Origin of the sequence: Clostridium lapidicellarium, from assembly GCF_041224415.1 — a bacterium.
Classification (GTDB): Bacteria; Bacillota; Clostridia; order Clostridiales; family Clostridiaceae; genus Clostridium_B; species Clostridium_B lapidicellarium.
In genome coordinates this window covers 46,322-61,476 of sequence record NZ_JBGFFE010000020.1, presented here as the reverse complement: position 1 = coordinate 61,476, position 15,155 = coordinate 46,322, and the positions used below count along the sequence as shown (strand labels likewise).

Here is a 15,155-nt window from a genome sequence, read left to right as displayed (position 1 = left end):
CGAGAAAGGACAGAAGAAGTCAGGAAGAATTGAAATCCAGTAAATGACAGACAAATTCCAGGATAACCACCAACTTGATAATACCCCTCTATTACCCATTTTGGTTAGTAAAACCATTTTCGGGGGTTATTAATAAAATATAATCTAAGCAGAATAGGGAAAAGGCCGTCTTTTATGGCGGTTTTTTCTCTGCCCAAATTTAAATTTCTGTAAGTATAGACAAACGTAAAAACGTACGGTATAATGTAAAAAGAGGTGATGTCGATGAAAACCTATAATGTCACATCAGCAAGAAATGATATTTATAATATTATAAATCGAATTATATTGGATTCTGAACCTGTACAGATAACCAGCAAAAACGGTGATGTCGTTATGTTAAGTGCTGATGACTGGGAAGCAATAAAGGAAACATTGAACCTTGTATCCATACCTGGAATGAAAGAGAGTATCCTTGAAGGGAAGAAAGAACCTGTAGAGGAATGTAAGACATTAGAGGATATAGGTTGGAATATAAAATAGTTTTTACAAAACAAGCCGTAAAAGATGCTAAAAAATTGGAATCGTGCGGACTGGATAAAAAAGCTAAAGAATTGTTGAAGATAATTGCTGAAAACCCATATGAAAATCCACCAGAATATGAAAAGTTAGTTGGTGATTTAAGAGGGCTTTGTTCGAGAAGGATAAATATACAGCACAGGTTAGTATATGAGGTACTGGAAGATAGGAAAGTGGTAAAGATTTTAAGAATGTGGACGCACTATAGATAAAACAGGAAGAAAAGGCCGTCTTTTATGGCGGCTTTTTCTCTGCCCAAATTTAAATTTCTGGAAATAGTATTTTTTACTTTATACTGTATATTCTATATTTTCATAAAATTTTTTCTACATGTACAATTCATATGGTACAATATTCATATAATGTAAAAGGGATGGGGGTAGTAAATTTTATGAATAGAGATACCATGAAGATTGTAGGTGGAACTGCTGTGTTTTCTCTTGTGATATGTGCTGCTGTTCCGGCAGTTCCTGCAGAGGCTTCTGAGAGTAAATTCAACCAGCTGGGCGGATCCGATGTCTATGAAACTGCGGCAGCTGCTGCCGATTCCAACTGGACTACCTGCAGCAATGTTATCCTTGTATCAAGTGACGGGTATGCGGATTCCATAAGTGCGGCCGTACTTTCAAAAAAGCTCGATGCACCTGTTCTCTTGACTGGAAGCTCAAAATTGAGCAGTGCTGCAGGTGATGAAATAAGTAAATTAAAGCCGGAGAATATATATGTACTTGGCGGGGAGAATGTGATTTCTTCCGGCATAAGGTCTGAACTGAAAAGTAGGAATTATAATCTCATTGAACTTTCCGGGAGGAACAGATATGATACCAATGCAGCTGTGGCCAAAAAACTTGTTGAATTGGGAATGGATCCTTCTAATGTGATGATGACGGGAGGGGAGGGGTTTTCTGATGCACTTTCTGCAGCACCTGCCGCTTCTGCCAAAAATGAAATACTTCTTCTCGGCGGAAATAATATGGACAGTATGGCATCCGTAGCTGATTTTATAAAAAATAATAAATCCAAAGTTACGGTTATAGGCACGAACAACCTTATAAGTGACAGCACCTATAATGTCCTTGGGGCAGTCGAGAGAATAAACGGCGGCAGGGACAGGTTCGAGACAAACTTGAACATACTCAAAGCCTTCTCGAAGGAACTTAAACAGGAAAAAATATACGTTGCAGATGCATATGGAGACAGGTATGCGGATTCCCTCATAGCGGCCTCCATTGCTGGAATAAATTCATCGCCTCTGGTACTTGTAAGCAAAGAGGGTGAACCTCAGACAGAGAATGCACTGAATTATATCAAGGAGAAATCTGATTCAATTGCATCGCTCAATGTAATTTCGGAAAAAGGTGTCATTTCCGACAAAACTATCGCCGATATAAAAAATGCGGCAGATGGAATTGTAGGAGAGAGCAATACGGTAAACTCCGTAACTTCAGTGGGACTCAACCAGATAAAGGTTGTCTTCAACACAAAAGTAGACGAAGATTCTGCAGAGAGAATAGCAAATTATGAAATAGACGGCAATTCCCTGGGCTCCACGACGCAGACCGATTCCTCCGCCTACCTCCAGGATGATGACAGAACCGTTTTAATTACTTTCAGGAATCCATTTTCACAGGGGAAAAAAGTGACATTTACCGTGAAAAACAATATCCTTGATGACAGCTCCTCCTCCAGCATAGCCAAATATGAAAATAACATTGTATTTCAGGAAACCGGCTCTCCTTCAATCAGTTCCGTAGATGCAGCAGGCGGTAATAAGCTTAAAGTCAGATTTTCCGAACCTGTGAGGATTCAGGAGAGCGATTTGTCTTCAATGAAGATAAACAGGAGGAGTGTCAGGAATTATGGCCTCAACACTTCATATACTGAATTGAAGGATGACTGCGGCGGCTGGGCCGACGGTGTTGATCTCTATTTTGACTCCGTGCTTCCCATAGGAAACAATACCTTTACTATGCCAAACGGCACAGCTACAAGTAAATTTGACAATGGCGCCAACATTCCAATGCTGTCACAGTCAGAACCGTTCACCATTGAACCTGTGTCGGGAAGGCCTGAAGTTGAAAGCGTCACCACCAATAATGCAGGTACCATCTATATAAAATACAATAGGGCGATGGACACAAAGACAGCCCTTGATCCTTCCAACTATGAGATAAACGGGGACACTGTAGATGTGGACGATTCCTATGTCACATTTGATTCCGGCTTCGGTGACAGCATAGTGAAGATAAAAAATGTGGGCAGTATGCTGGATCAGGGGATAAACACGGTCCTTGCGGAAAACGATATTTTGGATACCTTTCAGAATTCACTTTACCAGACAAGCATGAACCTCTACTATGGAAGCAGCAGCAAGAAACCATCTGTTGCATCTGCAAACATTCTCGACGACAGCACCATAAGGGTGAAATTCGACAAGGATGTTGTCAGGAGTTATGCCACTACCAAGGGAAATTATACCATTAGGGACTCCGAGGGAAATGACATAAGCTACAAACTTGACAATATAGGCATCGTAACTGTTGACGGAAACAGCAGCAGGAACTTCGACCTCAGATTTGACGATGATGCCCTAAGCGGCTCCAAGTACACGCTGTCTGTCAAAAACATAATAGATACTGAAGCAAAACCCAATGTGATGGACGATTACACGACCACCTTATCCGGAATGGACAGCGGAAGCCCTGCTGTCACCGAGATAGTCAAAAAAGCAGACGGCTCCAACGCTGCCACGATATTTTTCAACAGGATCATGGATGACGATTCACTTTCAAACAAGTCAAATTATGTGTTCAGAGACGGGACCGGAGAAGTCAGAAATCTGCCCGGCAGTGCATCTGTAACGCCTTCTTATGATGACAAAAGTGTTACCGTTGAATTCTCTTCAGGCTATAGCATAGGGAGCGGCAGCACTTCCTCAAGTGTAATCCAGCTTGGAGTCAGGGATGTTGTCGACGAGGACGGCAATTCACTTGACCTCGGTTCCTACATCGGCGACATAGAGGACAGCGCCAGTGGAGATGGGCCAAAACTCATATCGGGCACTGCAAAGATGACATTTATAGGCGGCGACATAAAAGTGAGGGCTTCACTTACAGGTTCCCTGGATATTGTGGACATGAACGATTTCAGGGTAAACGGAAACAAGCCTGACAGCATAACGACAGTGGGAAATGATATAATTCTGACCTACAGCGGCAGCGTAAAGGATGGCGAAAAAGTGGACGACATAAAAGACTGCGGAGAAAGCACAAACCTCAGCATTGTAAACACCGGCTCTGAAGATTCCGCAGGACGAAGCATAAAAACTGGCTCCATGATAGTTTATATACCTCCGATGACAGAACCGGATGAATTCACCGCATCGGATTCCTCAGGTACAGGCAGCGATACTGTGAAGGTAAAATTCAACCAGGATTTGGACGATGATATAGAAAACCAGTACGGGGACGATTTTGTATTTACCGACGTAACTTCAGGCAGGACGCTCACTCCGGTTTCAGCAGGTGTTGACGGAAAAACTGTTGTTTACAGCTTCAGTTCATCTTCTTTTAACGACGGCGATGTGATAAAGGTAACTGCAAATGACAGCAGTTCCACTATTGATATAAGAAGTGAGAAACACGGCAATTACGGCTATACAACTTATTCACCTTCAGGCGATGACCTGGATGGATACACGCTGACTGCAAAATGATCCTGCCGGGAGGTTTTGCCGGGTGTGACTGGGGTGCCTTGAATGTGCCGGTTACGCCGGTTACGCCGGTTATGCCGGGTGGACATGCAACCCCGGAAAATGCCGAGAACAGGCANGACTGCAAAATGATCCTGCCGGGAGGTTTTGCCGGGTGTGACTGGGGTGCCTTGAATGTGCCGGTTACGCCGGTTACGCCGGTTATGCCGGGTGGACATGCAACCCCGGAAAATGCCGAGAACAGGCAGGTGGACATGCAACCCCCGGGGGTCATGAATAAATTGTGAACAAATCCTTCAAACATTCAGCAACTTTTCAGGCCAGGCATCCTTTGCCAAATTGCACCTAAATTCAGGGATTGGCGCCATTTCAAATGCCCGCTGCAGTCCAAGCAAATCCATAAAGTATGAATAAACTGTAAATGGACAAGCGGCTTTTGCGCAATCCACCATCTGTTAAGCAGTTTGAGCAGACAAGCGGCTTTTATGCAATCCACCATCTGTTAAGCAGTTTGAACGGATGAGCAGCCTCTGCGGCCAGTCCACAGCTGTGAAAATTGTGAAAAAAACAAGGTATATATCCAAAGTTCAGAGTTCAGATATCTTTGATATTTGCTCTTTGAACTTTGTTCTTTGTTGATTAATGTTTGTGAATGAAATAATGGGAGACAAATATGTAATTACTAGAATACTAAAGCAATTCATGTTTAATACATAAAGCAGTATAATGTATATACAATATATATACAAAATTAAATAGTTGCTGTATAATATAATAAAAAAGAGGTGATATATATGGCTCAGAAAACACTTAACGTTCGTGTTGATGAAAAATTAAAAGAACAGGCAGAAAGTCTTTTTGAAGATTTTGGTATGAATACAACTACTGCAATTAATATTTTTCTGAAGGCAGTTGTGAGAGAAAGAAGAATACCTTTTGATATTGTTGCCAGTGAACCATTTTACAGTGAATCCAATATGAACCATTTAAAAAAATCTATAAATCAACTTAATGAAGGTAAAGGTAAAATGCACGATATTGTTAAGGTGCAAGATGAATAAACTATGGTCTGATGAAGCTTGGAAAGATTATATTTACTGGCAATTGCAAGATAAAAAAACATTAAAAAGGATAAATAAGCTTATTAAAGATATTGATCGAAATGAAAATCAGGGCATTGGGGATCCTGAACCTTTAAAATATGAACTACAGGGATTCTGGAGCAGAAGAATTGATGGAGTTAACCGTTTGGTATACCGTATTGAAAATAATCAAATTGAAATAGCCCAATGCAAGACACACTATGAAAAATAATATGCATCCTCTTTTTCCGTCTTGGTTGGACATGCAACTTCCAAAGTTTTGCTGTGATTTTGGCAGGTGGACATGCAACCCCGGAAAATGCCGAGAACAGCCGGGTGGACGAGCAACCCCCGGGGGTCATGAATAAATTGTGAATAAATCCTTCAAACATTCAGCAACTTTTCAGGCCAGGCATCCTTTGCCAAATCGCACCTAAGTTCAGGGATTGGCGTCATTTCAAATGCCCGCTGCAGTCCAAGCAAATCCGTAAAGTATGAATAAACTGTAAATGGACAAGCGGCTTTTGCGCAATCCACCATCTGTTAAGCAGTTTGAGCGGACAAGCGGCTTTTGCAATTAATCTATCTGTAGGAATCTTATCCCAGCTGCCGCAGCAATCCGTCAGCCATCAGAGTACTTACCAGTTTCTGAAAATAATTCAGTGAAAGAGCCATTAACAGCGATGGTTCTTTTTGTCGTTAAAATTAACAAATTGTAAAATTTGAGAAGGAAATATGAATTTTTTGTAGAATATTTTAGGAGCAAAAGAAATTTTGACTGCAGTACTATGATTTTACTGTTTTTGAGACTTCAAAAAGTCAAATCAATCTGGAGGGGGAACCTTGCAGCTGAAGCTGCTGAGTTTTTGCAGTAGATTTAAGAATAAATTATATAGGGGTGGTTGATGTGAAATTTTGCACTAAGTGCGGTACTAAATTGCAAAGTGGCAGCAGTGTTTGTCCAAATTGTGGATATGATTCTGTATCACGCAGGTACATAAAGTTGGATGATGGGACAGAGTCCGGGCAGTCTTTGAATAATTCAGACGGGACAGAGGCGGGGAATGATGCAGAAGATGATAGTATAGATGACACTTCTATTATAGATTCCCGTGAAATTAGCAATTCCATTGGCGATTTGAGGAAAAAGAAGATAGTGTTCTGGTCCGCTGTTGCAATTGTGTTGATATGTACATTTGTATTTGCCGGAAAATTTATGAGCAGCCCGGGGAGAACAGTTGCGGCCTTTGAAAATGCTGTCAATAAGAATGATCCGGGGGATTTAAGCAGAGTCATGTATACATATGACGGAAGAATAAAGATGACTTCAGATGCTGTGAAACCTCTTATTCAGTCATTCAAGACAACTCCGTCGGAATTTACGGATATTATAAACAACTTGAATAACCAGGTTCTAAATTTAAAAAACGGGGGAGCTGAAAATAGGACCAATAGCTTGTATATAACTGAGGCCGGCAGGACCATGTTCTTTTTTCCAAAATACAAAATAGCTTTTAACCCGGTGTTTTTAACTATAACATCAAGTGTAAAAGGAGCTGACATTCTGGTAAATGATGAAAAAGTTGCACAGGCTGACAGCGGCAGCTTTTCAAAACAATTTGGGCCGTACGTGCCGGGAATCTACAAGGTGGAGGGAAGAGCCAGCGGGGCTTTCGGAAAAATGGACAAGAGCACGAATGTGGATTTCATAAAAAGCAAGAAGCAAAAGGCCGCTGTAAGTGCCTTAAAGGGGATTTATCTTGATGTGAATTCCGATTATACTAATAATGAAGTTTATATAGACGGGAAAGACACCGGCAGATCTGTAAATTCCGGAGATAAAATGGGACCTGTTGCATCCGGTGCAAGCATTTATGCAATTGTTAATTATAATGGAGAACAGGTTAAAAGCTCCGTGTTTAATCTTTCCGACAATGATACTGCAGTTTATTTTGATTACTCGGGCAGCGGTGGAGATCCGGAGCAGCACAAGAACGACATAAACAATATGATAACGGGTTATGCTTCTTCGCTTGCAAATGCACTTACCTATGGCGATGTCTCTGCCCTGGTGGAGTACATGTATCCCGGAAGTAAAATTTACAAACAGCAGATGAACAATATAAATTCTTATTATAAAGGTAACAATAATTTTTATGAGCAGTACGATTCAGCTGTGGTAAATTCGTATAAGATGAATCCTGACGGCAAATCGGGTATAGTAGATGCAACAGAAATATATGACATAAATGATCACTATTCTGAAGGCGATTCACAGGCCAGCACCAGGACTTTTGAAAATATATATAAATTTAAATATAATGATACTGCCAAAACCTACCAGCTTATAGAAAGGACGAGTGCCGTGGAAAAATAGATCCTTATAATGTTGGAAAGTCCGTAAAAGTCCGTAGGATTGTCGGTGGTGAGCAGAAAGGAAATTTCATGAAAAAGAAAAAATTGATATTGATTTTAGGTACAGTAATTTTGATAGGAATGACAGCAGCGGGACTTAATTTCTGCAGGGTGAATCGGGAAGAAAAAATATCTGCTGCAGTAAACTTGGAAAAACCGCACAAGGTTCAGAATGTCCCCAAAAAGAAGCTTTCAGTTTCAAAACCTGCTGCTGGAATTGAAAAGGCAAGGCAGGAGGCTGAAAAGTATATAGGCTCGAAAGATGTGGGATTATATTGCATCGAGCTCAAAAGCGGTAAAAGTTTTGGAGTAAACCAGGATAAAATTTATTATGCTGCCAGTACTGGAAAACTGCCAGAAATACTGTACACCCAGAAAAAGCTTGACGAGGGATCCATAAGCATGGACACGAAATTTCCCTACCATGATTATGTGAATAATATATCCGGGGCCATGGTGAGGGGCGGTACGGGGGTGTTGAAGGACACTCTGTACGACGGCCAGCTTGTAAGTGTTGGACAGCTGCTTAAGTATGCCTGCAGCTACTCTGATAATCTGGCTTCAAATATGCTCGGCTATTATGTATGCGACAAAAATGACGGCGATTTTAAAGCTTATATATCCAGTGTGCTATCAAAAAATATCCCCGTATTTTCAAAAAATTTCTCGGCAAAAGATACGGCAGTGTTGATGCAGCACATATACGTCCAGGGCAGCCGCGGCGGCGGTCAGTCCATATTGTATCTTCAAAATACAAACTGGGATTCCGTTAAAATTCCAAAATATCTACCGGTAAAAACGGCACATAAAATAGGAATAAATGGATCCTACAATCATGATGTAGCAATTGTTTATTCGCACAATCCATATATTATATCCATCATGACAAATGGAGAAAGCGATGAATTTATTTCCCAACTGTCCAAAAAAATTTACGACGAGTTAAAATAATCTACAGCAAAGGAGAGAAAAATATTATGGCATATTGTTCTAAATGCGGCACCAAAATTGAAGAAGACGATATTTACTGTCCCAACTGCGGGACCAGGAGAATAGATATTGATGATGATTCGAAACCACACCGTCCCAATCCCAATGACCGCAGCGCAGACGCAGGCTTTAAGGAGGCAGCTGTTTTTTTCGTGAATATGTTCCTTAAACCAATTACGACAGCACAAAAATTCATAGGCGGCGGGAAAAAGAATACGGCGATTATACTGACAGTGTCCACTGCAGTAATGCAAGGTTTCCTGGAAATGTGGAAAATGGGACAGCTGGTTTCGAATATAAATAACATTGTGATGCAGCTGACAAATAGCATATTGAAAATCACACAGCTGATTTATCCTTCGGCTTCCCCTGACTCAATAAATGATGCGGACATAAATGAGGCAATGTCTGTAATCAATAGGATTAAATCAAACATAAAAGTACCATATGGCGATATTTTCCTGGAAAATTGTATTCTTGTTTTAGTTTCGATTTTGGCCTCCTTTGCAATAATTTGCCTGGCTAATACTTTATTCTCAAAAAGTAAGCCCCGGATTTTCAAATTCTATAAAACGGCACTTATAGCTGCTGTTCCAATTATATATTTTGAATTTCTCTCAATCCTATTTTCATATTTTTCTATCGGATTGGGAATGGCACTTATGCTGTTCGGATTTATAGATTCTGTAGTATGTTTTGCTGTGGCCACAAACAAATCTCTGGCGGCCTCCCAAAACTGCATTCTGTTTGTAACTTCATTTACGTCTGTTGCTGTTATCTTCATTACATTGGTATTTTTCCAGAGATTCATGCCTTCTATTTTGTCCACCATAGTTTCCTCAATTATGGATAACATAAAAAATTTAAATTTGCAATAGCCCAGCGGCAGACAGATCACTGTCGGGTGGACATGCCACCCCTGCCGGGTCCAGGCAGGTGCCGATTGGACAGGCATCTCTCGGGAACTTTGTCTGTTGGACATGCAGCCTCTGGTGATTTTGCCGGGTGGACATGCCACCCCCGGGGGTCATGAACAAATTGTGAACAAAACTTGCAAGCATTCAGCTGCTTTTCAAGCCAAACCGTAACCCCATAAACCGTTGATGTGGTGGCATTTATCCGAGCAGACATGAACTGAAAAAGGTCAAGTTACTGAGAATATTATGAATAAATCGTGAACTACAGGACAAGCAGCTTTTCCATTTCTACTGATTGACTGGATAGGCCAGACAAGCACCTTTCTCTCAGATGGACAACTCCGAACAAGTACTTTTCAATCTTTTTTCAACATGGGCAAGCAAATCCAGCAGGTTACGTTATGTTGAACGAGATCAATTTAGATACTATTTTTCAATACCAAGTTTAAATCTATGAAAAGGTGTCAAGGATAAACTATATGGGAAAGATCAAAAATATGAAATGAGGATAGAAAATTTATGACTAGCAGGGCAAGAAAATGGTACCCTAACTCAGTATATCACGTGACAGCCAGAGGTAATAGGAAAAGTAATATTTTTAAGGAAGAAGAAGATTTTCGAACATATTTGACTATATTGGAAGACGCAATTGAATATTTTAACGGGCAATATGAAATTATGTGCTATTGTCTTATGGATAATCATGTACATATTCTTTTGAAGACTAAAATAAAGCACATAAAATATTTCATCTCGAGGTTAAATAGTATCTATGCCAAGTTTTTCAACAATAAATATAATTATTTAGGGCACCTTTATCAAAAAAGATATTTTTCGGAGCTTATAAGATCTGATTTGCAGATGCTTGAAACCAGTAGATATATACATCTTAATCCGATAAAAGCCAATATGGTGAAAAAACCGGATGAGTATAAATGGAGTAGTTATTCGATGTATATAGGGAAAGAAAAAGAAAGACTTATAAATTCTCAAAAAATACTTGCTTATTTTAAGAAAGACAACCAACGGGAACTGTACAGAAAATTTGTTGAATCTAGAGTTGAGCAGATATGCAGTCACACAGGCAGTGAATCAAGTAATTCTTAGGTTTAGGTGAAGCTTGATTACTTTTTTCCACCCTGAACCTAACAGTATTCTTAGTGTCTTTAACACTTAGAATACGTTATCCTTTAGGGTAAGAACTTATCCAGGTGCGGAGCAGTGCTTATCTCCCAATTTGAGAAGCTGGGAGTATTAGCAATGGTAGCATTCGGATAAACTGTGAATGGAGTTTTCGAATGTTTAGCTGTTTTACGGCTTAGACGTTGAACCTCAAAGTCCAGAATTCAAATATATATGGTTGATTTCCGGATTTCATCCGGAAATCTTCATTTTTAACACAGATGATGATTAGCATGATAGTCAGTCAATTGGACATACAGCCTTGGTAATTTTGTCGGCTGGACATGCACCCCCCTAAAGTTTCGTTGAGAATTTTACTCAATGTACTGGGTATTAGGTGGACATGCAACCCCGAATTTTGCTGAAAGTTTTGCCGGGTGGACAAGCAACCCCCGGGGGTCATGAACAAATTGTGAACAAAACTTGCAAACATTCAGCTGCTTTTCAAGCCAAGCCATCTGCCAAGATATCCTTGATATCTTGGCAGATACAGGAATTTTCCTGAACTGAAAGGATCAGGCTGCTCTCAAATATAGTGAACAAAATGTAAACGAAAAACAGCACCGGACAAGCAATTTCCAGCCATCTCTAGCTGGACAAGCTATCCATACCATTTATGATCAGCCAGGCAGTAAAAAACAGTGCTGGACAAGCAATTTCTAAGCAATTTCCAAACCATCTCTAATTGACATAATGACTGAAAGTTATTTCTGTTGTATAATTTGAAGCGTATATGGAAATAAAAAAAGGTTTTGAGATAAGCTTTATACTATCGTCAATGGATTGGATGCAGTCCTTGATAGTGAAAGCTCTGGGGAAAATAATCAGTCTATATATTTTTCGAGACATATAGGAAGTTATCTTCATAAGAACTCACTGGCTTTTAGTAACGTGGAGTCTCAGCAATTGCCGGAAAAAGCATTTGTATATTTGAAATGCATGTATATTTTTTATATGGGATAAGTTATGTCCTCCTTACTGAAAATAGCTATCAATTAAACTTGGAATCTGTATTTTTTAGACTTTGACTTTCTTTGACCTTTATTGTATTATAATACTGTAATAAGGATTGCTGATACAGAAAGTAATCGCAGGTTATAAAATCAGGTGATTTTGAGGCTGCCGCAAAAGATTTTTTACATGGATAGAATTGCTGCGGACCAGGGAGTCATCTTGTACAGGTATGGCAGTGCCTGCCTTCCGTTTTAACAATCTGGGAGGGAATATTGATAGATGATAGCTGCTTGAATAAAATCGAATGAAATGTATAAGGAGGTATGTACCATGTTTGATATGGTTCCATTTGAAAGAGGTAATTTCTTAGATCAGGGCGATGCGTTTAAAAATTTCGCAGATTCATTTTTTAACAATGATTTCTTTGCACCAGCTGCAGGCAATTTTGGCAAGGGATTTAAAGTTGATCTTAAGGAAGATGCAGATTCCTATAAACTTGAGGCAGATCTTCCAGGAGTTAAAAAAGATGCTATAGATTTGAGCTTTGACAATAACTATCTGACCGTATCTGCGAAAAGAGGAGATCAGAAGGAAGACAAGGGCGAAGGTTATGTAAGACGTGAGAGAAATTATGGAGAATTAAAGAGAAGTTTTTATATAGATAATGTAGATGATAAGGGCATTACAGCTTCTTTCAACAATGGTGTTCTGGAAGTTGTCCTTCCAAAAATACAAAAAGGTGAGAATAAGAGAGGAAAAATTGACATCCAGTAAACTTCATGGGAAATTGCATTTCGTTTAACAGTGCGGAGTGCAATTTTTTTATTTTGGATAAAACCGTCTACGTTATTTTGATAATATGCGGGATAATGGGGAAATATAAAATGTAGAAAATTTTTATGCCAGGGGGCGATGAAAGTGAATGGGTGTTTTGTGAGAAATTCGACGGCACCTCTTAAGAAAGTGCTCATGTGTCCTCCCATTTATGCATATTTGAAGGAAAATGCAGGCAGAGGCGGTAACGAAACCAAAATAGATAATGAACTCTGCATGAGGGAACATGAGGAATTGGTCCGGGCATACAGGTCAAATGGAGTTGAAGTGGTTCTGATGACACCGGATTCCAGTCTGCATGACCAGGTGTTTGCGAGGGATTTTGGCGCTTGCGTAAGGGAAGGGTACATACTTGGAAATTTTAGAATACACTCCAGAAAAGGCGAGACGGAAGCCTATAGGAAAAAGATGGAGGAACTTGAAATTCCATGTGTTGCGAAATGCAGCAGGGGTCATTTTGAAGGCGGCGATTTTTGGATGCTGGATGACAGGACCATGGCCATAGGTATGCTGGAACGCACCGATGAGGCGGGGGTTGATGAGATAAGGCGGCAGGTGGCCAGGTACGGTTATGAAGTGATACCTGTCGGGTCCTCCGAAAGATGCCTCCACCTGGATATGTGCTTCAATATGGTTGCGGAGAAACTTGCTGTCATATGCAGTGAGGTTCTACCGGAAACTTTTTTGAATATGTTGAGAAGCAGAAAATTCAATCTAATAGAAGTGGGCAGGGAGCATTTGCTTGACTGCTTCTGCAACCTCCAGTCGCTTGGAAACGGCAAGGCGGTGTCTTTTAGAAAAAACACTGAAGTGAACAGTGCCCTCAGGGCTTGTGGAATTGAGGTAATAGAAACCGATATAAGTGAAATGTTTAAGCACGGCGGGGGAATACACTGCATGACTTTTCCCTTGAGCAGGTCCTAGTTTCGAATATAATTTTTTATTGAAATTCAATCATTTTTCAAATTTTCTAGAGGCTGTCATAAAAAACATTATAAATATAGTTTATAATTTAATATAATGCTTATACTAAAATATGTAGCCGTTACTGCCGATGACTTCTGTTTTCAGAATAAAGCTGTATTTTTTAGACTTTGACTTTCTTTGACCTTTTATTGTATTATGTTAACGTAATATGGATTACCGGATGGCAGAACAATTGAAGTATAGATTATAGTTTAGAAGGAGGTTGTGTTTTATGTTTGACATGGTTCCATTTAGAAGGGACAATTCCATGAGCAGGGGCGACGAATTTGAAAGATTTGTGAAATCCTTCTTCAATAACGATTTTTTCCCTGCTGGATTGAATGGCTTTGGTAAGAATTTCAGGGCCGACTTGAGAGAAAATGATGATTCATATATAGTTGAAGCAGATCTTCCGGGAGTAGATAAAAATTCCATAGATTTGAGTTTTGACAATAATTATTTGACTGTATCTGCAAAGAGAAACGATTCTAAGGAAGATAAAAAAGAGAACTTTGTAAGACGTGAAAGAAATTATGGAGAATTTAAAAGAAGTTTTTATATTGACAATGTAGATGATAAAAAGATCAGCGCCTCTTTTAAAGATGGAGTTTTGAAGGTTAATCTTCCCAAATCCGAGAAACGCAAAAACAGCGGCAGAAGAATTGACATCAACTAGGTTTATGGCACTGCGATTAATTTCACAGTGCCATTTTATGTTATAATTATGTACTATATAGTATAGAATTATAGTATATTTTAATTCGCAATTTGTTTTTGCAGCTTTTTATGAAGATATAGGGGGAAGGTTTTATGAGTCAGTGGGAAATGATAGCCAGGTTGATTATTTCAGGAGTTCTGGGAGGTCTTATAGGTTTTGAAAGAAGGAGCCATTTCAAGGAAGCAGGGCTTAGAACACATTTTGTTGTAGCGGTGGGCAGTGCACTTATAATGCTGGTGTCCAAGTATGGGTTTGGAGATATGATCTATGTAAATTCCGTTTCACTCGATCCGAGCAGAATAGCTGCCCAGGTGGTAAGTGGAATTGGATTTCTTGGGGCCGGTACTATAATAGTGGAACATCAATTTGTAAGGGGACTTACTACTGCGGCCGGATTGTGGGCTACCGCCGGAATTGGCATAGCAATTGGTGCAGGTATGTATATTCCCGGCATAAGTGCCACTGTACTCATTCTCGTGGGTCTTGAGATATTCAACAAATTCAAGAAGAATGTATCCTACTCTGTGGGCAAGGCGGATCTTTCTGCAGATGGGGTTAATGCCGCCCTTGACATTTTAAAGAATTCAAAGATAAAGATATCTGCTGTCCAGGTAAAAAGACACTTTGACAAGGAGGAAAATGAGGTGGAGGCGAGGCTTAACTTTAGAGTTTATACCAAGAATAAAAGTGAAATAAAAAAAATCATAGTGGATCTTTTGAAAATACCCTATGTAAAAAACGTGAATATAGAATAGTATAGTAGTAGAATAGAAAGAAAACAGTAATATTTATTAAAACCAGGTGTTGTCAGGTTATACACCGGTTAA

General features: G+C 39.7%; 16 protein-coding genes. 14 read left to right on the top strand and 2 right to left on the bottom strand.

Annotated elements, in window-relative coordinates:
- Positions 1-264: 264 nt before the first annotated feature.
- The 3 genes from AB8S09_RS12215 (at position 265) to AB8S09_RS12205 (ending at position 4,273) form a co-directional block, all read left to right on the top strand.
- A complete protein-coding gene (locus AB8S09_RS12215; protein WP_294184110.1) occupies positions 265-522 on the top strand; it encodes a type II toxin-antitoxin system Phd/YefM family antitoxin in 258 nt (85 codons plus the stop codon).
- Complete coding sequence (locus AB8S09_RS12210; RefSeq protein ID WP_294184112.1) at positions 507-770, top strand: Txe/YoeB family addiction module toxin; 264 nt, start codon at positions 507-509, stop codon at positions 768-770. The genes AB8S09_RS12215 and AB8S09_RS12210 overlap by 16 nt, the downstream gene beginning before the upstream one ends.
- 179 nt (positions 771-949) lie before the next feature.
- Positions 950-4,273, top strand: a complete 3,324-nt coding sequence (locus tag AB8S09_RS12205) for a cell wall-binding repeat-containing protein (protein ID WP_369869241.1) — start codon at positions 950-952, stop codon at positions 4,271-4,273.
- Positions 4,274-4,566: 293 nt separating this feature from the next.
- Here the strand turns inward: AB8S09_RS12205 and AB8S09_RS12200 are convergent, their stop codons facing one another.
- Positions 4,567-4,722, bottom strand: a complete 156-nt coding sequence (locus tag AB8S09_RS12200; protein WP_294184116.1) for a hypothetical protein — start codon at positions 4,720-4,722, stop codon at positions 4,567-4,569.
- A gap of 342 nt (positions 4,723-5,064) precedes the next feature.
- Between AB8S09_RS12200 and AB8S09_RS12195 the strand changes: the two genes are divergently transcribed.
- Positions 5,065-5,331 (top strand): type II toxin-antitoxin system RelB/DinJ family antitoxin, encoded by a 267-nt coding sequence (locus tag AB8S09_RS12195; RefSeq protein WP_294184118.1) that lies wholly within the window; start codon positions 5,065-5,067, stop codon positions 5,329-5,331.
- On the top strand, positions 5,324-5,584 hold the full coding sequence (locus tag AB8S09_RS12190) for a Txe/YoeB family addiction module toxin (RefSeq protein WP_369869240.1): 261 nt from the start codon (positions 5,324-5,326) through the stop codon (positions 5,582-5,584). Before AB8S09_RS12195 ends, AB8S09_RS12190 begins: the two co-directional genes overlap by 8 nt.
- Positions 5,585-5,736: 152 nt before the next feature.
- Here the strand turns inward: AB8S09_RS12190 and AB8S09_RS12185 are convergent, their stop codons facing one another.
- Positions 5,737-5,892, bottom strand: a complete 156-nt coding sequence (locus AB8S09_RS12185; protein WP_369869239.1) for a hypothetical protein — start codon at positions 5,890-5,892, stop codon at positions 5,737-5,739.
- A 182-nt stretch (positions 5,893-6,074) separates the two neighbouring features.
- Here AB8S09_RS12185 and AB8S09_RS12180 point away from each other — a divergent pair, with 182 nt between their 5' ends.
- From AB8S09_RS12180 to AB8S09_RS12140, 9 genes are all read left to right on the top strand, one after another.
- Entirely contained in the window at positions 6,075-6,227 is a 153-nt protein-coding gene (locus tag AB8S09_RS12180) for a hypothetical protein (RefSeq protein ID WP_369869238.1), read from the top strand.
- A gap of 32 nt (positions 6,228-6,259) precedes the next feature.
- Positions 6,260-7,729 (top strand): zinc ribbon domain-containing protein, encoded by a 1,470-nt coding sequence (locus tag AB8S09_RS12175; RefSeq protein ID WP_369869237.1) that lies wholly within the window; start codon positions 6,260-6,262, stop codon positions 7,727-7,729.
- A 68-nt stretch (positions 7,730-7,797) separates the two neighbouring features.
- Entirely contained in the window at positions 7,798-8,718 is a 921-nt protein-coding gene (locus AB8S09_RS12170; RefSeq protein WP_369869236.1) for a serine hydrolase, read from the top strand.
- Positions 8,719-8,744: 26 nt separating this feature from the next.
- Positions 8,745-9,635, top strand: coding sequence for a zinc ribbon domain-containing protein (locus AB8S09_RS12165; protein WP_294184124.1), 891 nt, complete (start codon positions 8,745-8,747; stop codon positions 9,633-9,635).
- A gap of 603 nt (positions 9,636-10,238) precedes the next feature.
- Positions 10,239-10,781, top strand: a complete 543-nt coding sequence (locus tag AB8S09_RS12160; RefSeq protein ID WP_378056349.1) for a transposase — start codon at positions 10,239-10,241, stop codon at positions 10,779-10,781.
- Positions 10,782-12,140: 1,359 nt separating this feature from the next.
- Positions 12,141-12,584, top strand: a complete 444-nt coding sequence (gene hsp18, locus AB8S09_RS12155) for a heat shock protein Hsp18 (protein WP_294184128.1) — start codon at positions 12,141-12,143, stop codon at positions 12,582-12,584.
- A gap of 144 nt (positions 12,585-12,728) precedes the next feature.
- Positions 12,729-13,568, top strand: a complete 840-nt coding sequence (locus AB8S09_RS12150) for a dimethylarginine dimethylaminohydrolase family protein (RefSeq protein ID WP_369869235.1) — start codon at positions 12,729-12,731, stop codon at positions 13,566-13,568.
- A gap of 274 nt (positions 13,569-13,842) precedes the next feature.
- Positions 13,843-14,286: a heat shock protein Hsp18 gene (gene hsp18 / locus AB8S09_RS12145; RefSeq protein ID WP_369869234.1), complete on the top strand. Its 444-nt coding sequence runs from the start codon at positions 13,843-13,845 to the stop codon at positions 14,284-14,286.
- 134 nt (positions 14,287-14,420) lie between these two features.
- Positions 14,421-15,083 carry an MgtC/SapB family protein gene (locus tag AB8S09_RS12140; protein ID WP_369869233.1) on the top strand — a complete coding sequence of 221 codons (663 nt, stop codon included), beginning with the start codon at positions 14,421-14,423 and terminating at the stop codon, positions 15,081-15,083.
- The last annotated feature ends 72 nt before the right edge of the window (positions 15,084-15,155 follow it).